Here is a 19,042-nt window from a genome sequence, read left to right on the forward strand (position 1 = left end):
GCTCGTTCGTCAGCGCCTCAGTCCGTCGGCGCGGTCGACGCCAGCGCGATCCGCGCTTTCGCTTCCGGGCTTCCCGCCACGTAATACTTCTTCGCCCAGCTCGAATCGGGCGCGAGCGCGAGCCGCGGATGCGTGCCCGCGCCGCGCTGCTTCGCGTCGATCGCCAGCGCCCGCGCGCGGTAGTGCTCGTACAGCCGCAGGAATTCCGCGAGATAGATCGCGGCGATCCGCGCATCGCGGATCTCGAGCAGGTTCTCGTCGTTGAACTGCTCGGAATTGCGGCTCATGTTCGCCGAGCCCGTATAGACGACCGGGTGCGTGCCTTCCGCATCGATCACGATGAACTTGTGGTGGATCACGACCGGCGGGTAAGCCGGCGCCGGTTCGCCCGGAAAGAGGCGCAGCTCCGGCTCGAAACCCTGCGGCACCGTCGCCGGCGAGAAGTACGAGGCGTCGATCACGTCGTGGTTGTCGCGGCTGCGGTGATACAGCTCGAGGTTCGCGAGCGTCGCCGCGTCGAGCGTCTGGCCGGACTGCTGCGCGGCATCGGCCTTCGTCGCGCTGCCGACGTTGATCTTGTTCACCAGCCCGAACATCATCAGCCCGCGGTCGCCGGCCGCGAAGCACGCGTCGCGCAACGCCGCGTCGGTCGGCATGAACAGGCAGAACGACACCGAATGTTTCGCGGCCTCGATCGCGGCAACGATCGTGTCGATCTCGGTGCGCTGCCCCGTCGGCTCCGGCGAAAACGCGACGCGCACCTGCGCGCTGCCGATCGTCATCGGCGCCGACCAGCCCGGCGACAGCCGCGCCGTCTCAGCGATCGGCGGGTTCGCAGCCAGCGCATGCGCGCGCTCGTTGTACAGCGCGGCGAGCGCGGACGAATCGAACGCGTGCAGCACGTTGGCCTGCTCCGTCAGCCCTTCGGTCGTGAAGTTCGCGGAACCAGCCAGCACGCGCGCGGGCGCCAGGTTCGACGGCGCATCGGTCACGATGAACTTGTCGTGCATGATGTGCGTCTTGTCGCGCGGCGCGAGCGTCGCGAGCCCCTGCAACGCGTCGACGGCCGGCTGGTTCGGCGACGGCAGCGGCGGCTTGCCCTTGCGCGCTGTCGTGTGCGCGTCGTAGACGATCGCGAGCGCCGCTTCGCCATGCTTGCGCCCGAACGCTTCGAACGCGGGCAGCGCCCACAGCGTGTCGGTCAGGTGATAGACGGCCGACGCCGCGCGCGACGCGGGGTCGAGCATCTCCGCGAACACCTGCTCCATGTCGTTCGCGAGCCACGTGCGCAGCTTCAGCGCCTGCGCCGCGCTCGGCGCCGCATTCGGCGCGAGGCCGAGCGCCGCGACCTGCTTCGCGAATGCCTGCGAGCTGACCACCGCACGGTTGAACCAGGTGCCGATGCCGTCCTCGATGTGCGCGGGCAGCACGACGTCGCACACGCCCGCTTGCGCGTCGAGCACCTGCAGGTGGTCAGGCGTGCCGACGACCGGATACACGTCGTAGCGGAACGATGCGCCGCGGTCCTGCGGATCGATGCGCGCATCCCACCACATGAATTTCTGGATCGGCGCCTGATCGGTCGGCGCGTCGCCCTGCGTGTCGGCGGCCGGGCCGTCGAACGTCAGCCGGTTCGGCAGCCAGCTGTCCGGCGCGCGCGTCTTGCCGTCGGCCGACCAGAAGCCTGGCGTGCGCCGGATCGCGAAACCGAGGAAATCGTCGCGCAACTGCGCATCGGCCCAGTCGAAGGCCAGCAGGACGAGAGTGGGGGAAAGATAGCTGCGCACGCTGACGGTCATTCGTTGCTCCCTGGCCGCGAGGCCGGTCGACATGAATGGGTCAGTGTCGGCAGTGGTTCTTCCCGGGGAATGACGGTTAGATGAACCTTGTATGTCGGACGCGCGTCAGTCGCACACGAGCAGCTCGATCCCGCGCGCGGTCAGTGCGCGGCGCACGGCCTTGTCGGGCGCGCGTTCGGTCACGAGATAACGGGCCGCGGCCGTGCCGTTGATGCGCACCGGCGTCACGCGGCCGAACTTCGAATGATCGGCGACGATGATCGCCGTGCCGGCCGCCGCGATCATCCGGCTGCGCACCTCGGCCGCGAGCCGCGAGTAGTCGGTGCATTCGCCGTCCGGCGTGATGCCGCCCGCGCCGACGAACGCGAAATCGACGTGGTATTGCGCGAGCTGGTGAATCGTGTCGAGCCCGAAGGTGGCGTCCTCGTCGTCGGACAGCTCGCCGCCGAGCAGCGTCACGCGGTTGCCGTTGCGCCGCGCGAGCACGAACGCGGTGCGCCAGTCGTTCGTGTAGATCGACAGCCGGTGGCGGTCGGTGAGCGCCAGCGCGACCGCGTGCGGCGTGCTGCCCGAATCGATCAGCACCGATGCGTCGTCGGGCACGAATTCGGCCGCGCGCCGCCCGATCGTGCGCTTTGCTTCGGCATTCGCGGCTTCGCGCTCGGACAGGCTCGGCTCGCGGCGGTCGGCCGCCAGCGCGCCGCCGTGCGTCATCACGAGCAGGCCGCGCGCGGCCAGCGCGTTCAGGTCGCGCCGCACCGTCTCGCGCGACACGTCGAGCGAGCGCACGAGTTCGGCAACCGACAACGCGCCCGACCGTCCGAGCTCCGACAGGATGTATTGATGACGTTGTTCCGCCAGCATCGCGTGTGCGCCCGAGGCGACTGGTAATGAGTAAGCCGGCCATTGTATTACGGACGTTTGACCGAGATTTGACGGCGGCGCGAAACGCGGCCGGCCGTGTTTCCCGAAAGCGAAATTCAGTATTGCCTCACGCGCGCGAATCGGCGCGGCGCCGGTTGCTACACTTTGCGCTTCGCCGAACGACAGACCATCCAGGGAACCCGCGCAATGTATCGCAAAGGCAGTGTGCTCGAAATCCAGTTTCCGCCCGAACGACTCAACGACGCAGCCGGCGATCCGTACTGGATCGACCTGACGCTCGACGAAGCCCGCCGGCTCTACGAACAGCTCGCCGCACGCTTCGCGACCGAGGCACGCGCCAACCAGCCGCTCGACACGTTCTCGATCGACTGATCTCCGCTGCTTCGCGCCCGCCCGCATCGCGTGCGGCGCGAGGCCCTTTCGCACCGCTTCCAGCCCCCGCCTGCCGATAGCCGGCTCGCGCCGCGCAATGCGCGCAGGCACATTCGTGCACTGCCGCGACCGAGTGCAGGATTCGACAAGACACCGCCGCCGCCTCCCTCGATACTGGCCGACTTCACGGTTCTGTCCGGCCGCATCGCGGCCCGTCTCGCATGCTTACCTCGATCGTCGCCGCCGCTTTCGTCGCGCTCTGGTCCACCGGCTTCATCGTTGCACGGGCAATCAAGCCCTACGCCGATCCCAACCTGTTCCTGCTCGCGCGTTTCGCGGGCACGGCAGCGCTGTTCGGCGCAGTTGCGCTCGCCGCGCGCGCACCGTGGCCCGCTCGCCGCGAATGGCCGCGCCACCTGATCGCGGGCGCGCTGCTGCAGGGCGTCTATCTCGGCGCGAGCTACTGGGCGGTCGCACAAGGGCTGAATGCGGGCGTGATGGCGCTGCTCGGCGCACTGCAACCGCTCGCCACCGCCGTACTCGCCGTCCCGCTGTTCAACGAGCGCCTGCCCGCGCGCGGCTGGCTCGGGATGGCGCTCGGGCTCGCCGGCGTCGCGCTCGTGCTGGCGCCGAAGGTCGCGGGCGGCGTCGCGCCGCCGCCGGGCGCAGCGCCTGCGTGGTTCGTCGTCGCCGTGTCGGTCCTCGCGGTCGGGTCGATCACCGCCGGCTCGCTGTACCAGAAGGGCAAGCTCGCGCAGAGCGACCTGCGCACCGCGGTCGCCGTGCAGAACTTCGGCGCGGCGATCGTCGCGGCGATCTTCGTCGTGCTGCTGCACGAGACGCGCTGGATCGGCGCGCCCGCGCTGTGGGTGTCGCTCGTGTGGGGCATCGTGTTCCTGTCCGGCGGCGCGGTCACGATGCTGATGTGGATGCTGCGGCGCGGCAACGCGGCACGCGCGACGTCGCTGCTGTTCCTCGCGCCGCCGCTTGCCGCGCTGCAGGGCTACCTGCTGTTCGGCGAAACGCTCGCGGCAATTCAGATCTTCGGCTTCGCGCTCGCACTAGTCGGTGTCGTGCTCGCGCGGCGCTGACGGGGGCGCGCCGCGCGCGGTCGCATGGCCGCAATGACGCCGCGCCGGCGCAGCCCCGGAGGCTCATCGAAGCAGCACGCGCGCGCCGTTCGCGCGGCATCCTGCACCCGCCCGGCGCACCATGCACCACGACGATGCAGCGCGTCTCGCCGAAGCAACGCGAAACCGCCGGAACGCACGCCCGGCGCGGCACCGCGCCGCGATTGCGCTTATGATGGGCGCCTTGCATTTCGTTCCGGAACCTCCTTCATGACATCCGCCGATTACGCCAGCCGCCAACGCGCGATCATTGCCGAACTGAACGTCGCCCCGCACTTCGACGCCGAGGCCGAAATCGCCCGCCGCGTCGATTTCCTCGCGCACTACCTTCGTTCGACCGGCCTGCGGACCTACGTGCTCGGCATCAGCGGCGGCGTCGATTCGTCGACGGCCGGGCGGCTCGCGCAACTGTCGGTCGAGCGCCTGCGCGCCGACGGCTACGATGCGCGCTTCATCGCGATGCGCTTGCCGAACGGCGTGCAAAACGACGAAGCCGATGCGCAGCGCGCACTCGCGTTCGTGCGCGCGGACGAGGAGCTGACCGTCGACGTGAAGCCGGCCGCCGATGCGATGCTCGGCTCGCTGGCCGCGTCCGGCCACGCATTCGAAACGCCCGCGCAGCAGGATTTCGTGCACGGCAACATCAAGGCGCGCGAGCGCATGATCGCGCAGTACGCGGTGGCCGGCGCGCGGCGCGGCATCGTGATCGGCACCGATCACGCGGCCGAATCGCTGATGGGTTTCTTCACGAAGTTCGGCGACGGCGGCGCGGACATCCTGCCGCTCGCGGGCCTGAACAAGCGCCGCGTGCGCGCGCTCGCGCGCGCGCTCGGCGGCGAGGAATCGATCGTGATGAAGGTGCCGACGGCCGACCTCGAGGAACTGCGCCCGCTGCGCCCCGACGAGCATGCGTACGGCGTCAGCTACGACGAGATCGACGATTTCCTCGAAGGCAAGCCGGTCAGCGACCACGTGTACGAAACGGTGCTGCGCTTCTTCGACGGTTCGCGCCACAAGCGCGCACTGCCGTACACGCCGTTCGACTGGCCGACTGCCTGATTCGGGCCGGCGGCGGCCGCCGTCGAATGGCCGCCGCATCGCCATCCGGCGCCGCGGCCTGATGACCGGCCGGCAGCGCCGGAACCCGAGCGCCGCGCGAGCCATGCCGGCGGCGCGCGGCAACCGCAAGGCAGGCGACGCTACGCGTGCCCGCCCGTCTTCTTCGCCTGCAGCGCGCGAATCCGCATCCGCGCGCCCGTATCGCTGACCGTCGCGTCGTACATCGTCGCGAGGTCGCGCTTGAGCGCGGTGCGCGAGCCGCCGTCGAGATACACCATGTGCCCCGACGGATAGAAACGCGCGGACAGGTTCTGCCGCACCTTCTGATCCTCGAGCGGCATCTGCTGCAGGTCGATCACGGTCTGGTAGAACGGCGTCACGAAATCGTAGAAGCCGTTCGCCGACAGCACCTTCAGGTCGACGTTCAGCGCCATCACCGCGGCGAGATCGCCGGCCGTGTAGAGAATCACGTTCCCCTGCGCATCGATGCCCTGCTGCGCGCCGGTCGGGTCGATGTGGCTGAAATCCCAGTTCTGGAACGCCTGGTCGTTCAGGTCCGTGAACGCGGAATTCGACGTGAACTTCAGTTGCTCGTTCAGGTAGCTGTTCCACATCGCCGTGTAGACGCCCGTGACGGCCGTCATCGTCGGATCGTTGCCGCCTGAATTCGGATCGATCTTGCCGGCGATGCCCGTCGAGATCGCGGTCACGCGGCCGTCGTACGAACCGAGCGCGAGCCCCTGCGCATGCAGCAGCGTCGTCAGGAACAGCGAGTTGCCGCGCGTGTCGTAGCCGGCGATATTGAGGCTCCACGACTGCAGCGTCGCCGTGTCGATGCCGGTGTATTCCGACAGTTTCTTCACGGCGGCCGGGTCCGCATGCGGGACCGTGCGCAACGCGTTCAGGTAGTCGGTGCGCGAGAACTGCGCGACTTCCTCGACGAACGCGCCGAGATCGGTCGGCGCCGGCGTGACGCCGAGTTTCTTGTGATACCACGCATCGGCCGCCGCGGTCGGCAGCGCGCCGACCGGGTTGCCGGCCTGCCGGTAGTCGAGGATCGACGATTGCAGCGTGACGCCGTTCAGGTCGATGCCGTCCTCGTGCAGCTTGTACGCGAGCACACAGCTGCGCGCGGTGCCGTACGATTCGCCGAACAGGTATTTCGGCGAATTCCAGCGGTTGTTCTTCGTCAGGTAGCGCTTGATGAACTGCTTCAGCGAATCCGCGTCCTGGTCGACGCCCCAGAAGTTGCGGTTCTTGTTCGGCGCGACGGCCGCCGAATAGCCGGTGCCGACCGGGTTGATGAACACGAGATCGCTGTGGTCGATCATGCTGTCCGGGTTGTCTTCCATCTGGTACGGCGCGGGCGGCGTGAAACCCGGCATCGACGTCTTGATGCGCTTCGGCGCGAACGAGCCGAGCAGCACGAACACCGACGACGAGCCCGGCCCGCCGTTGTAGAAGAACGTCACCGGTCGCGTTTCTTCCTTCGCGCCGTCGGCCGTGAATGCGACGTAGAAGATCTTCGCGGCCGGCTGCGAGCTGCTCGGGTCGACCGTCACGAGATGGCCGGCCGTCGCCGTGTAAGCAATGCGCTTCCCGTCGATCAGGATCGTGTGATGCGTGACCGCGGCCGACTCGGTCGTGTCGGTCACCGAATCGTCGGGGCCGTTGCCGTACGCGACCGGATCGAAGAACGGCTGGTCGCGGCCGTGGCTCAACGCGACCGGATTGATGGTCGGCGGCACGCCATGCGAATTGTGGTCGCCGTGATGCAGCGGATACACGCCGCCGGAAGATGCGGAATCGATGCCCATCGTGCTGCTCCTGGAGGTGAAAAAAGACGCGGGCAGGAAACCCGCGTCGAACGAATTGAAAGGCGTGCGCCGGTGCGTCAGCTCGACGGCTTGCGCGCGAGGATCGCGGCGAGCCGCGCGCCGTCCGGGCTGCCGAGGCCCGTGCATGCGTCCCAGCCCGTCGCGGCCGCATACGTGCCGTTCGATCCTTTCGTGATGTCGCGCAGCGCGCCCGGATTCTTGTACAGCACCGGATTGACCCAGCCGGCCGATGCGCCGGCCGCCGCGTTGATCCGCGCGATCAGCGCGGCCCACAGCGGCGCGACCGCGCTCGTGCCGCCCATCACCGTGGGCGTACCGGCGACCGACACCTCGTAGCCCGTTTGCGGCGACGCGTCGCCGGCCACGTCCGGCACGCCGCGCTTCGCGAGCGGCGCGCTGCTGCCGTCGGCGCGCGTGACCGCGAGCCCCTGCTGCCACGCCGGCAGGTCGAACAGCGTGCTGACGCCACCGCCGCCCGCGCCGCCGCCCGAGGCGTCGTCGTTCCACGTGACCTCGCTGCGAATACCCTGCCCGGGCAGCGCGTCGAGCTGCGTGCCGCCGCAGCCGAGCACGTACGGGCTCGATGCGGGGAAGTCGACGTGATCGGCGCCGTCCTGCAGCCCGTCGCCCGAGCCGCTGTCGCCCGACGCCGCGCACACGGTGATGCCCTGCGCGGCCGCCGCCTGCAGCACGCGGTTGAACGCCTGCGCCGACTGCGCCTGCCAGACCGCTTCGGGGCCGCCCCAGCTGATCGAGATCACCGACGGCTTGTTGGTCGTGTCGCTGACGGCCGCGTTGACGGCCTGGATGAAACCCGCGTCGCTGTTCGACGCGAAGTAGACCGCGATCTTCGCGGCCGGCGCGATCGCGCCGGCGATCTCGATGTCGAGCGCGACTTCACCGTCCGGGCCGTTCGGATCGCCGGTCGGCGTATTGCGGCCGGTGCCGACGTTCACGTCGACGAGCGTCGGCGGCGTGTTGATCCCGAGCCCGCGGAAATACTTCTGGATATCGGCCGCGCGATAGCCGCCGCCCAGTTCGACGATCGCGATGCATTGCCCGGCGCCGTCGCCGGCCGGAAAGCCGTACAGCGAAGCGAGCTGGACCGGCGTGAACGTGACGCCCGCCGCGCCGCCGCGCGCGGGCTTGAACGGCGGACGCAGCCGGAAGTGCGGCCGCGCCTGCGGGCGGCTGTCGAGACCGAGCACGGCCGTGACCGCGTCGCCGAGATCGTCGGGCAGCGCGATCGGGCCGGAGCGGCCGCGATACTGGCCGATCGAGCGATGTTCGAAACGCTCGAGCTTCACGCTGAACGCCGCTTCGAACTGCTGGATCGTGCCGGACAGCACGACGACGCTTTCAACGGGATCGACGCGATCGACCGTCAACTGATGACGGTGCGCGAAATCCTCGGCCTTGCGGATGTCGTCGGGATTGGCGGAGAAACGCTGCGCGAAAGCTTCGCGCGACAGCGGTTTCGCCTGTGTGTCGCCGGTGGCGAGCTGGTGGACCAACGTATCGAGTTGCCCTTCTTCCTGCCGCCGCAACATGATCGTGACGTGGATGCGTTCTGCCGGATCGCACGGGCCGAGGCACTTGGACTCGGCGACGATTCGGGGTTCACGGTCGGCGTGAAGATGCCTTGCCATGTTCAGACCCTCCTTGGTACCGCGTTGCACGGAACAGCCAGGAAATCGGACATAGCCGGCGGAAGTCGGTTCCGTTCGGTCAGTCGGTTCGCGACGGCGCGAAGTTAAAAGGAGTTTAGATCAGTCAGACGATTTGCGCGCACGCCCTTCTGCGGCGGGCATGCGCGTGCAGGCCGGCGTTGCGCGCGGCCTGTTGCGATCGGCGCATCGATGCTGCGCGGCAACGATGCGGCCGCGATGCTCAATCCATCGACAGGCGCAGCGCGAACCCGATCAGCGCTGCCGAAAACGTCCAGCGCTGCACGGTCTGCGCGAGCGGATGCGCGCGCATCCACGCCGCGATGCGCGACGCGCCGAACACGCACGCGAGGTCGAAGCACACGCCGGCCGCGACCAGCAGCGCGCCGAGCTCGAACATCTGCAGGACGACCGGCCCGGCCTCGGGCCGCACGAACTGCGGCAGCAGCACCGAGCAGAACAGCAGCGCCTTCGGGTTCAGCAGGTTCGTCAGCAGCCCCTTCACGAACGACTGCCGCAGCTCGCCCGCCGTCGCCGCCGCGTCGCCGTCGCCAAGCGCGAACACGGGTGAGCGGAACACCTGGATCGCGACGTACGCGAGGTAGAGCGCGCCGCCGTAGCGGATCACTTCATACAGCCACGGCGCACTGCGGATCAGCGCCGCGACGCCGCACGCGGACAGCGTCACGTGCGCGGTGCGCGCCAGCGACAGGCCGGCCGCCGCCGCCATCCCCGGCCGTACGCCGCGGCCGATGCTGGTCTGCAGCACGAGCGCCATGTCGGGCCCCGGCACCGCATAAATGGCCGCCAGCGCGGCGAGATAAATCAACAGCAAATGCGTGGAAATCATGTTCCGCCCCCGTCCTCCAATGACGATATGTTGCCGCTGAAGGACGAGGGATTATTGGCCATCTTAGGCTCAGGATTGGCGATTCATAGGGGAATCCGCCACAATCTCGAAACCAGAACAGGGATTCCGCCAACATGACCGAACTCGACAAAACCGATCGCGCGATCCTCGCTGCGGTGCAGCGCGACGGCCGCCTGCCGATCGCGCGTCTCGCCGAATCCGTCGGCCTGTCCGAGACGCCTTGCGCGCGGCGTCTGAAGCGGCTCGAAAACGACGGCTACATCGAGCGCTACCGCGCGCAACTGTCGCGCCAGGCGCTCGGCTTCGGCGTGGTCGCGTTCGTGCTCGTGCGCTTCGCGACGCACGACCGCAAGGTCGCCGACCGGTTCGAACGGGAAGTGCTCGGCATCGAGCGGATCCTGGCGTGCCACAACGTCGCGGGCACGGCCGACTACCTGCTGCAGGTGGTCGCGCGCGACCTCGACGATTACGGCACGTTCCTGCGCGATTCGCTGCGGATGCTGCCGGGCGTGACGTCGATCGAATCGGCACTGTCGTTGCGCGAGGTGAAACACGACGCCGGGTTGCCGGTACCGTGATGCGCGCGGCAGGCCGCGCCGGCATGACGCTTGTTCACATTGCCGGCGGCGCCGGCGTCACGTGACGTCCGGCGACTGGTGCGCGCGTTCGAGATCCTCGAGAAACGCCTCCACGAGCGGGTTACCGCGCCCGTTGCGCGCGACGACCATGTGGAACGTGACGTCGTAGCGCAGTTGCTCCGGATTGAGCGGCGTGAGCAGCCCCTGCGCGACGTAAGGCGCCGCGAAATGCTGCGGCAGGTAGCCGAGGTGGTGGCCGGACAGGATCAGCAGCGCGACGGCCTCCATGTTGTCGGCGGTTGCGGTCACGCGGTCGGGGGTGGTCGACAGCTGCGCCTCCGGCAGCGGATACGAGCGCCACGCCCATTCGAAGCCCGCGACGTCGGCCGGCGTCAGCGTGCCGGCGCCGTCGAACAGCGGATGGCCGCGGCCGCAGTACGCGACCTGGCGCTCGATGAACAGCGGCGTGTAGTGCAGCGACGGCACGCGGTGCCAGAAATAGCCGACCGCGATCTGGATCTCGTCGCTCAGCAGCTTCTCCTCGAGATCGCCCGGCGCGCGCACGGAGATCGAGAAGCGCACGGCTTCGTCGCGCGTGCGGAACGCGGCGATCGCCTCGGCGATCCGCGCGTTCTGGCTCACCGGCGTATGGCCGATCAGGCCGATGTTCAGCGTACCGACCAGCTGGCGGTCCATGTGCCGCGCGGCCATCCCGAATTCGTCGAGCGCCGCGAGCAGCTTGCGGCTCATCGCGTGGAACCGCTCGCCCTTCGGCGTGAGCCGGAAGCCGCTGCGGCCGCGCTCGCAGAGCCGGTAGCCGAGCCGCGTCTCGAGCGACGACAGTTGGGCGCTGATCGTCGACTGCCCGACGTTCAGCACGGCCTGCGCAGCCGACACGCCCCCCGCGTCCGTGACCGCGAGAAACACGCGGATCAACCGCAGATCGAGGGTCGACAGATTCCCCAGCACGCTCTTCCCCTTCCATACATCGATGAAAAACGATGTTAACGTCGATATCTTCGCATTCTTCTTTCCCGGCGGAGCGCGTAAAACTGTGCGCCAAGCCGCGTCGCATGATACGGCAACCCCACATCGGAAGAGACACCCCATGAACGACCACACCCATTTCCAGCCGCTCGGCGGCAATGAAATGCCGCGCTGCGGCGGCATCGCGACGATGATGCGCCTGCCGCACGTCGCGAGCGCCGAAGGCCTCGACGCTTGCTTCGTCGGCGTGCCGTTCGATCTCGGCACCTCCAACCGCACCGGCGCGCGCTTCGGCCCGCGCCAGATCCGCACCGAATCCGTGCTGCTGCGCCCGTACAACATGGCCACGCGCGCGGCGCCGTTCGATTCGCTGCAGATCGCCGACATCGGCGACGTCGCGATCAATCCCTATAACCTGCACGATTCCATCGCCCGCATCGAAGCCGCGTACGACGCGATCCTCGAGCACGACTGCAAGCCGATCACGCTCGGCGGCGACCACACGATCGCACTGCCGATCCTGCGCGCGATCCACCGCAAGCACGGCAAGGTTGCATTGATCCACGTCGATGCACACGCCGACGTGAACGACACGATGATGGGTGAAAAGATCGCGCACGGCACGCCGTTCCGCCGCGCGGTGGAGGAAGGCCTGCTGCACGGCGACAAGGTCACGCAGATCGGCCTGCGCGGCACCGGCTACGCCGCCGAGGATTTCGACTGGTGCCGCGAGCAGGGCTTCCGCGTGGTCCAGGCCGAGGAATGCTGGAACAAGTCGCTCGCGCCGCTGATGGAAGAAGTGCGCGCGCGCGTCGGCGATACGCCCGTCTACATCAGCTTCGACATCGACGGCATCGATCCGGCCTACGCGCCGGGCACCGGCACGCCGGAAATCGCGGGCCTCACGGTGCCGCAGGCGCTCGAGATCATCCGCGGCGCGAAGGGGCTGAACATCGTCGGCTGCGATCTGGTCGAAGTCGCGCCGCCGTACGACCCGTTCGGCACCACGGCGCTGCTCGGCGCGAACCTCGCGTACGAGCTGCTGTGCGTGCTGCCGGGCGTCAAGTACCGCGACTGACCCCGCCGCGACGCCACAACGACACATTCCAAATCAAAGGATTCCAGAGGAGCAAAGCAAGGATGGGGACTTCCGTCAAACAACCGAAGCGGGCGGCGCTCGCGTCGTTCGTCGGCACCACGATCGAGTGGTACGACTTCTATAGCTACGCGACCGCCGCCGCCATCGTGTTCGGGCCGCTGTTCTTTCCCGGCGAAAACCGCTTCATCAGCCTGCTCGCGTCGTTCGGCTCGTTCGCGGTCGGCTTCTTCGCGCGGCCGCTCGGCGGCGTGATGTTCGGCTATCTCGGCGACCGCTTCGGCCGCAAGCGTTCGCTGCTCGCGACGCTGATGCTGATGGCCGTGTCGACGGTCGCGATCGGCCTGCTGCCGACCCACGCGCAAGCCGGCGTCATCGCGCCGATCCTGCTCGTGCTGATGCGCGTGCTGCAAGGCATCGCAGTCGGCGGCGAATGGGGCGGCGCGGTGCTGCTCGCCGGCGAGCATGCGCCCGAAGGCAAGCGCACGTTCTTCGCGTCGTTCGCGCAGCTCGGCAGCGCGAGCGGCCTGATCCTGTCGATGCTCGCGTTCGGTGCGATCAGCACGCTGTCGAAGGACGACATGATGAGCTGGGGCTGGCGCGTGCCGTTCCTCGCGAGCTCGGTGCTGCTGGTGATCGGCTTCGTGATTCGTGCAAGCGTGTCCGAGTCGCCCGAGTTCGAGGAGATCAAGAAGAGCGGCAACACCGCGCAGAACCCGGTGCGCGAAGCGCTCAAGTACTGGCCGCTGCTGCTGCTCGCGATCGGCGCGAACGTGTACGGCATCGCCGGCGTGTATTTCAGCAACATCTTCATGATCAGTTACGCAACGCAGTTCCTGTCGCTCGACCGGTCGATGGTGCTGCATTGCATGACGATCGTCGCGGTGCTGCAGTTCGTCGTGCAGCTCGCCGCTGCGTTCCTCGCGCAACGCTTCGGCACCACGCGCGTGCTGCTGATCATCGGCGCCTGGGCCGCGATCGTCCCGTTCGTGATGCTGCCGCTCGTGCACGTGGGCACGCCGCTGTCGGTCACGGTCGGCGTCGGTCTCGCGACGCTCGCGGAATCGGGCTACTACTCGGTGGTCGCGGGCTTCGTCAGCGGCATCTTCGTCGCGCGGATCCGCTATACGGCGATCTCGATCGCGTACCAGGTCTGCGGCGCGCTCGCAGGCGGCCTCACGCCGCTCGTCGCGACCATCATCGCGCAGAACACCGCGCCGCAATGGTGGCCGCTCGCGATCCAGTACACGAGCGCCGCACTGCTGTCGTCGCTGTGCGTGTGGCTGATCTCGCGCCGTGTCAGCATCGACGATGCGGGCGCGCCCGGCAAGCAGGACGCACCGCTGCCGCGCGGCGCACGTACCGCGTAACGTCCCGCAACGGGCAGGCCGCGTCACGCGGGTCTGCCCTGTCATCGCACCGAAGGGCGGCGCATTGCGCCGCCCTTTTTCATGCCCGTCGTCAGAAGTCCGAACGCAACGTGGGCATCACGTTGCGCCTGCCGCCGGATCGTCGATCTTGGCGGCACGCACGCAACACCCTCGCGTTATTGCACCTGGCTGCGCAGCGTCTTCGCGGCGGCGACCATGTTCGTCAGCGCCGGAATCACTTCCGCCCACTGGCGCGTCTTCAGGCCGCAGTCCGGGTTCACCCACAGACGTTCCGCCGGAATCCGCTCGGCCGCCTTCTGCATCAGGCCGACGATGTGATCCTGCGTCGGGATGTTCGGCGAATGGATGTCGTACACGCCCGGCCCGATCTCGTTCGGATACTTGAAGCTGTCGAACGCGTCGAGCAGCTCCATGTCCGAGCGCGACGTCTCGATCGTGATCACGTCCGCATCCATGTCGGCGATCGACGCGATGATGTCGTTGAACTCCGAATAGCACATGTGCGTGTGGATCTGCGTATCGTCCTGCACGCCGTTCGCGGTGATGCGGAACGATTCGACCGCCCAGCGCAGGTACTCGCCCCATTGCGCTCGGCGCAGCGGCAGCCCTTCGCGCAACGCGGCCTCGTCGATCTGGATCACGCGCACGCCGGCCTTCTCGAGGTCGAGCACTTCCTCGCGGATCGCGAGCGCGAGCTGGTAGCACGACACCGAGCGCGGCTGGTCGTCACGGACGAACGACCAGTTCAGGATCGTCACCGGGCCGGTCAGCATGCCCTTCATCGGCTTGTTCGTCAGCGACTGCGCATACGTGATCCATTCGACGGTCATTGCCTTCGGGCGGCTGATGTCGCCGAACAGGATCGGCGGCTTCACGCAGCGCGAACCGTACGACTGCACCCAGCCGAACTGGCTGAATGCGTACCCGTCGAGCTGTTCGCCGAAGTATTCGACCATGTCGTTGCGCTCGGCTTCACCGTGCACAAGCACGTCGAGTTCGAGCGATTCCTGTTCGCGGACGCTGCGCTCGATCTCGGCCTGCATCGCCGCGCGGTAGCCGGTTTCGTCCAGCGCGCCGGCCTTGAACTGGCTGCGCGCCTGGCGGATTTCGGCGGTCTGCGGGAACGAGCCGATCGTCGTCGTCGGGAAGGCCGGCAGGTTCAGTCGCGCCGACTGCTTCGGCGCGCGCTGCGTGTACGGGCTCGCGCGGTTGCCGAGCGGCGCGTCGATGCGCGCGATAGCCGCCTTCACCGCCGGGTTGTTCACGCGCGGCGAGCGGCGGCGCGAGTCGATCGCGGCGGCGTTCGCGGCGAGCGCGTCGGCCACCTTGCCGCGGCCTTCGTTCAGTGCCGCCGCGAGCACCTTCAATTCGTCGAGCTTCTGCAGCGCGAACGCGAGCCACGAACGGATCTCCGCATCGAGCTTCTCCTCGCTCGCGAGATCGACCGGCACGTGCAGCAGCGAGCACGACGGGGCGAGCCACAGGCGATCGCCGAGTTGCTTCGCGAGCGGTTCGAGCCAGTCGAGCGTCGCGTTCAGGTCCGTCTTCCAGATGTTGCGGCCGTTGATCGCGCCCACCGACAGCACGCGCTCGGCCGGCAGTTCACGCACCAGCGCGTGCACTTCGTCGCGCGCGTTGATCGCGTCGACATGCAGGCCGTCGACCGGCAGCGAGCTTGCGAGCGTCAGGTTGTCCTGAAGCTGGCCGAAGTACGTCGCGAGCAGCAGCTTGATGCGGCGCGTCTCCAGCGCCGCATACGCGGTGCGGAATGCCTGGCGCCATTCGGCGTCGAGTTCGGTCACGAGGATCGGTTCGTCGATCTGCACCCACTCGACGCCTTGCGCGGTCAGCGTGTCGAGCAGCGCGCCGTACACCGGCAGCAGCTTCGGCAGCAGCGCGAGGCGATCCGAATCGTCCTTCGACTTGCCGAGCCACAGGTACGTCACCGGGCCGATGATCACCGGTTTAGCGTTCACGCCCTGCACCTTCGCCTCGGCCAGTTGCTGCAGCAGGCGCGACGGGTCGAGCGAGAAATTCGTGTCGGCGTGGAATTCCGGGACGATGTAGTGGTAGTTCGTGTCGAACCACTTCGTCATTTCACCGGCCGCGACGCCGCCGCAGCACGCCGCATGCTCTTCCGCGGACTGCGCCGAGCGGCCGCGCGCGACGCGGAAATAGTTGTCGAGCGCATCGCCGTGGAAGTCCTGCACGCGCTTCGGCAGGTTGCCGAGCGTGAAGCTCATGTCGAGCACCTGGTCGTAGAACGCGAAATCGCCGATCGGCGCGAGATCCAGGCCACGCTGATCGTTCCAGTGACGCGCGCGCAGGTCCGCGCCGAGCGCCTTCAGTTCGTCGCGCGACGATTCGCCTTTCCAGTAGCGTTCGAGACCGAACTTGAGTTCGCGCTTCGCGCCGATGCGCGGGAAACCGAGGTTGTGTGTCGTGACCATGAGGCTGCCGTCCAGAAAGAAATTGAAGATCCGGCAGCCATCATAGGGATTTCAAACCATGAAATAAAATGGCATTATTTCATTCATCCATTAAATTTGTTCATGCATCTGTTGCGCGAGCGATATCCATGCTGGAACGATTCCATCTCGTCGTCATTCGTGAAGTCGAGCGCCAGGGCTCGCTGACCGCGGCCGCCAATGCGCTGCACCTCACGCAATCGGCGCTCAGCCATACCGTCAGGAAAATCGAGCAGCAGCTCGGCACGCCGATCTGGGACCGGGAAGGGCGCGGCCTGCGGCTCACGCAAGGCGGGCAGTATCTGCTGAAGCTCGCGAACCGGCTGCTGCCGCAGTTCGAGCTCGCCGAGGAGCGGATGAAGCAGTACGCGAAAGGCGAGCGCGGCACGCTGCGTATCGGGATGGAGTGCCACCCGTGCTACCAGTGGCTGCTGAAGGTCGTGTCGCCGTACCTGTCACGCTGGCCCGACGTCGACGTGGACGTGAAGCAGCGTTTCCAGTTCGGCGGCATCGGCGCGCTGTTCGGCTATGACATCGACGTACTCGTGACGCCCGACCCGCTGAACAAGCCGGGCCTGCGTTTCGATCCCGTGTTCGACTACGAGCAGGTGCTGGTGGTCGCGGATGCACACCGCCTCGCGAATGCCGACTACGTGACGCCCGAGCAGCTGATCGACGAAATCCTGATCACCTATCCGGTCGAAACCGACCGGCTCGACATCTACAACCAGTTCCTGACGCCGGCCGGCATCGTGCCAAGGCGGCACAAGTCGATCGAGACGACCGACATCATGCTGCAGATGGTGGCGAGCGGGCGCGGCGTGGCCGCGCTGCCGAGATGGCTTGCCGACGAATACGCGGACCGGATGCCGGTCGTGCCGGTCAAGCTCGGCAAGAAGGGAATCGCGAAGCAGATCTTCCTCGGCATCCGCGAAGCGGATGCGTCGATCGACTATCTGGCCGCGTTCGTCGCGCTGGCGCGCGAATCGACGTGGAGCGCGCCGCGCATGCTGCGTTAGGGCTCAGGCCCTGTTCACGCGAATATCGGGCTTGCGATCGGCGTGAACGGGCCCCCGGGTGCACCCGTTTGCAATACGCGTCAGGCGGCGTGCATGCCGATGCGTTCGCCGCGCTCGACCCACGCGCCGAACAACAGGCCGATCGTCGTCCACATGATCACCTGCATGCCGATGGCCGCGACGCGAAACTTCCACAGCAAGGCAGCCGGGAACGCGGCCGGCACTTCGTTGATCGACGGCAGCCCGAGCTGCACCGCCGCGATGATCGCGACGAACACGAGGCCCGCCACGATCGACGCGTTCCATTGGCCGAGCTTCGCGAGCAGATGGCGGCGCACGCTGACCGAGAACACCATCGTCGCGATCGAGATCGCGATCATCAGGAAGAACAGGCCCGTGCGATAGCCGATCGTGTCGGGGTCGCCAACCGACGGCGGATTGGCCGGGTACTTGATGTTCGGCACGATCACGAGCGCGACGAACGCCGCGAGCGCGAGCCACGCGGCCAGCGGCCGCGCCGGGAGGCGGCTGCCTCGTCCGTAGGCAAACGCGAAGACCAGCGAAAACAACCCGCCGAATGCCGCGCCGTAGGTCACGACACCCGTCAGCAGGCCGAGGCCGGCCTGCGTGTGGCGGCTGACCAGCTCGACCTCGTGATCGTGCCCGTGCTCGTCGCTCTTGGCGGCATCGCGCTGTTCTTCGAAGGAAATTGCCTGATCGACTTGCGGTTCGCCGACGATTTTCGCGAAACCGAACGTGAGGAGGCCCGCGGCGATGCCTGCGAGCATCCCGCGCATGAGCAGCTTTCCGACCATCGTGTTCTCCGCGTCAGTGGCAGGGAAAGCCGAGCAGATGGCGGCCGTCGTGGACGAATTCGTGGACGTACATGCCCGGCACGAGCGACGTCGCGCCTTGTTCCGCGCCGACGAAATAGAGTGCGAGCAGCAGGATCAGGCCGACGAATACGGCCCACGGCAACAGCTCACGTACGGGGATGGGTGCCGGCACGACGACCGGCTTCAGCACTGCTTCGCTCATGGATGCACCTCAGGGGAATCGCGCCCCGACAAATGTTGGATGGGTACGAAGGCAGGTCTGGCTTCCGGGATCGTGATTACCCGGTTACAGTGGCGCGACCGCACCGGATTTGCACCGGCTTCCGCGCTTCGTATCGAGCGGATTGTACGCGCGAACGTCCGCGTATTGAAGAAGTGATGGCCCGCGGACGACCGCCCGTCCGCTCCGGCTCTCCCGACAACCGACATGACCCTCCATGCCTCGTTGCGCCTGATTGCACACGCGTCGACCCGCGCGATGCGCACCGGCACGTTTCCCGACGACGATCCGCTCGACGCACGCGGGCTCGCCGAAGCCGCCGCGCTGCGCGATCGGTGGACGCACGCGGCCGGCGCGCTCGTGCGGTGCAGCCCTGCCCGCTGTGCGCGGCAGACCGCCGATGCACTCGGCCTGCACGCCGAAGCCGACGACCCGCTTCGCGACATCGACTACCGCAACTGGCGAGGCAAGCGGCTGCACGATCTCGCACGCGACGTGCCGGACGCACTGGGCGCATGGATCTGCGATCCGTCCGCGTCGCCGCACGGCGGCGAATCGTTCGAAGCCGCCGCTCGCCGTGTCGGCGCATGGCTGAACGCGCTGCCGCCCGGCCGCGACGTCGTCGCGATCACGCATGCGCCGATCGTTCGCGCGGCCGTCGCGCACGTGATGAGGATGGATCTCGATGCTGCGGCGCGCATCGACGTCGCACCGCTGTCGTGCACGATGTTCGTCGCGTCGCCGCATGGATGGACGTTGGCCACGACGCACGACGATCGGCGCGACGTCGATGCGTAAGCGTGTGGAATTGCGCGTGGAATTGCCG

The 19,042-nt window shown here is 67.7% G+C and carries 17 protein-coding genes and 1 riboswitch; of the genes, 8 read left to right on the top strand and 9 right to left on the bottom strand.

The window, feature by feature from the left end; genetic code table 11:
• Positions 1-17: 17 nt before the first annotated feature.
• Positions 18-1,799, bottom strand: a complete 1,782-nt coding sequence (locus tag BBJ41_RS26305; protein WP_069749164.1) for a phospholipase D-like domain-containing protein — start codon at positions 1,797-1,799, stop codon at positions 18-20.
• A 105-nt stretch (positions 1,800-1,904) separates the two neighbouring features.
• Positions 1,905-2,663: a DeoR/GlpR family DNA-binding transcription regulator gene (locus tag BBJ41_RS26310; RefSeq protein ID WP_034190614.1), complete on the bottom strand. Its 759-nt coding sequence runs from the start codon at positions 2,661-2,663 to the stop codon at positions 1,905-1,907.
• Between the two features lie 207 nt (positions 2,664-2,870).
• Here BBJ41_RS26310 and BBJ41_RS26315 point away from each other — a divergent pair, with 207 nt between their 5' ends.
• From BBJ41_RS26315 to nadE, 3 genes are all read left to right on the top strand, one after another.
• A complete protein-coding gene (locus tag BBJ41_RS26315; RefSeq protein WP_069750382.1) occupies positions 2,871-3,056 on the top strand; it encodes a hypothetical protein in 186 nt (61 codons plus the stop codon).
• Positions 3,057-3,277: 221 nt separating this feature from the next.
• Positions 3,278-4,147, top strand: a complete 870-nt coding sequence (locus BBJ41_RS26320; protein ID WP_069749165.1) for a DMT family transporter — start codon at positions 3,278-3,280, stop codon at positions 4,145-4,147.
• Between the two features lie 249 nt (positions 4,148-4,396).
• Positions 4,397-5,245 carry an ammonia-dependent NAD(+) synthetase gene (nadE, locus tag BBJ41_RS26325; protein WP_069749166.1) on the top strand — a complete coding sequence of 283 codons (849 nt, stop codon included), beginning with the start codon at positions 4,397-4,399 and terminating at the stop codon, positions 5,243-5,245.
• Positions 5,246-5,385: 140 nt separating this feature from the next.
• Here the strand turns inward: nadE and BBJ41_RS26330 are convergent, their stop codons facing one another.
• From BBJ41_RS26330 to BBJ41_RS26340, 3 genes are all read right to left on the bottom strand, one after another.
• Positions 5,386-7,062, bottom strand: a complete 1,677-nt coding sequence (locus BBJ41_RS26330) for a S10 family peptidase (RefSeq protein ID WP_069750383.1) — start codon at positions 7,060-7,062, stop codon at positions 5,386-5,388.
• 77 nt (positions 7,063-7,139) lie between these two features.
• Positions 7,140-8,732, bottom strand: coding sequence for a S53 family peptidase (locus tag BBJ41_RS26335; protein ID WP_069749167.1), 1,593 nt, complete (start codon positions 8,730-8,732; stop codon positions 7,140-7,142).
• 241 nt (positions 8,733-8,973) lie between these two features.
• Complete coding sequence (locus BBJ41_RS26340) at positions 8,974-9,600, bottom strand: LysE family translocator (RefSeq protein ID WP_027790530.1); 627 nt, start codon at positions 9,598-9,600, stop codon at positions 8,974-8,976.
• A 134-nt stretch (positions 9,601-9,734) separates the two neighbouring features.
• On the opposite strand from BBJ41_RS26340, the gene BBJ41_RS26345 reads away from it, so the two are divergent.
• Positions 9,735-10,199, top strand: a complete 465-nt coding sequence (locus BBJ41_RS26345) for an Lrp/AsnC family transcriptional regulator (RefSeq protein ID WP_050016315.1) — start codon at positions 9,735-9,737, stop codon at positions 10,197-10,199.
• A gap of 57 nt (positions 10,200-10,256) precedes the next feature.
• Here the strand turns inward: BBJ41_RS26345 and BBJ41_RS26350 are convergent, their stop codons facing one another.
• Complete coding sequence (locus BBJ41_RS26350; RefSeq protein ID WP_069749168.1) at positions 10,257-11,168, bottom strand: LysR family transcriptional regulator; 912 nt, start codon at positions 11,166-11,168, stop codon at positions 10,257-10,259.
• 139 nt (positions 11,169-11,307) lie between these two features.
• Here BBJ41_RS26350 and speB point away from each other — a divergent pair, with 139 nt between their 5' ends.
• Together speB and BBJ41_RS26360 are read left to right on the top strand one after the other, a co-directional pair.
• Positions 11,308-12,264, top strand: a complete 957-nt coding sequence (speB, locus tag BBJ41_RS26355) for an agmatinase (RefSeq protein ID WP_021161147.1) — start codon at positions 11,308-11,310, stop codon at positions 12,262-12,264.
• A gap of 62 nt (positions 12,265-12,326) precedes the next feature.
• Positions 12,327-13,652 (top strand): MFS transporter, encoded by a 1,326-nt coding sequence (locus BBJ41_RS26360; protein ID WP_069749169.1) that lies wholly within the window; start codon positions 12,327-12,329, stop codon positions 13,650-13,652.
• 176 nt (positions 13,653-13,828) lie between these two features.
• Here BBJ41_RS26360 and metE read toward each other — a convergent pair whose 3' ends face one another.
• A complete protein-coding gene (gene metE, locus BBJ41_RS26365) occupies positions 13,829-16,123 on the bottom strand; it encodes a 5-methyltetrahydropteroyltriglutamate--homocysteine S-methyltransferase (RefSeq protein ID WP_069749170.1) in 2,295 nt (764 codons plus the stop codon).
• Positions 16,124-16,251: 128 nt separating this feature from the next.
• Between metE and BBJ41_RS26370 the strand changes: the two genes are divergently transcribed.
• Positions 16,252-17,160 carry a LysR family transcriptional regulator gene (locus BBJ41_RS26370; RefSeq protein WP_069749171.1) on the top strand — a complete coding sequence of 303 codons (909 nt, stop codon included), beginning with the start codon at positions 16,252-16,254 and terminating at the stop codon, positions 17,158-17,160.
• 80 nt (positions 17,161-17,240) lie between these two features.
• Here the strand turns inward: BBJ41_RS26370 and BBJ41_RS26375 are convergent, their stop codons facing one another.
• Together BBJ41_RS26375 and BBJ41_RS26380 are read right to left on the bottom strand one after the other, a co-directional pair.
• Positions 17,241-17,975 carry a CbtA family protein gene (locus BBJ41_RS26375; protein ID WP_069749172.1) on the bottom strand — a complete coding sequence of 245 codons (735 nt, stop codon included), beginning with the start codon at positions 17,973-17,975 and terminating at the stop codon, positions 17,241-17,243.
• Between the two features lie 13 nt (positions 17,976-17,988).
• The gene (locus tag BBJ41_RS26380) at positions 17,989-18,198 is read right to left on the bottom strand and encodes a CbtB domain-containing protein (RefSeq protein WP_047902386.1); all 210 of its coding nucleotides are present in this window, start codon (positions 18,196-18,198) and stop codon (positions 17,989-17,991) included.
• A gap of 33 nt (positions 18,199-18,231) precedes the next feature.
• Positions 18,232-18,369: riboswitch (cobalamin riboswitch) on the bottom strand.
• A 54-nt stretch (positions 18,370-18,423) separates the two neighbouring features.
• Between BBJ41_RS26380 and BBJ41_RS26385 the strand changes: the two genes are divergently transcribed.
• A complete protein-coding gene (locus tag BBJ41_RS26385; protein ID WP_069749173.1) occupies positions 18,424-19,014 on the top strand; it encodes a histidine phosphatase family protein in 591 nt (196 codons plus the stop codon).
• The last annotated feature ends 28 nt before the right edge of the window (positions 19,015-19,042 follow it).

It is taken from the genome of Burkholderia stabilis (assembly GCF_001742165.1).
GTDB lineage: Bacteria > Pseudomonadota > Gammaproteobacteria > Burkholderiales > Burkholderiaceae > Burkholderia > Burkholderia stabilis.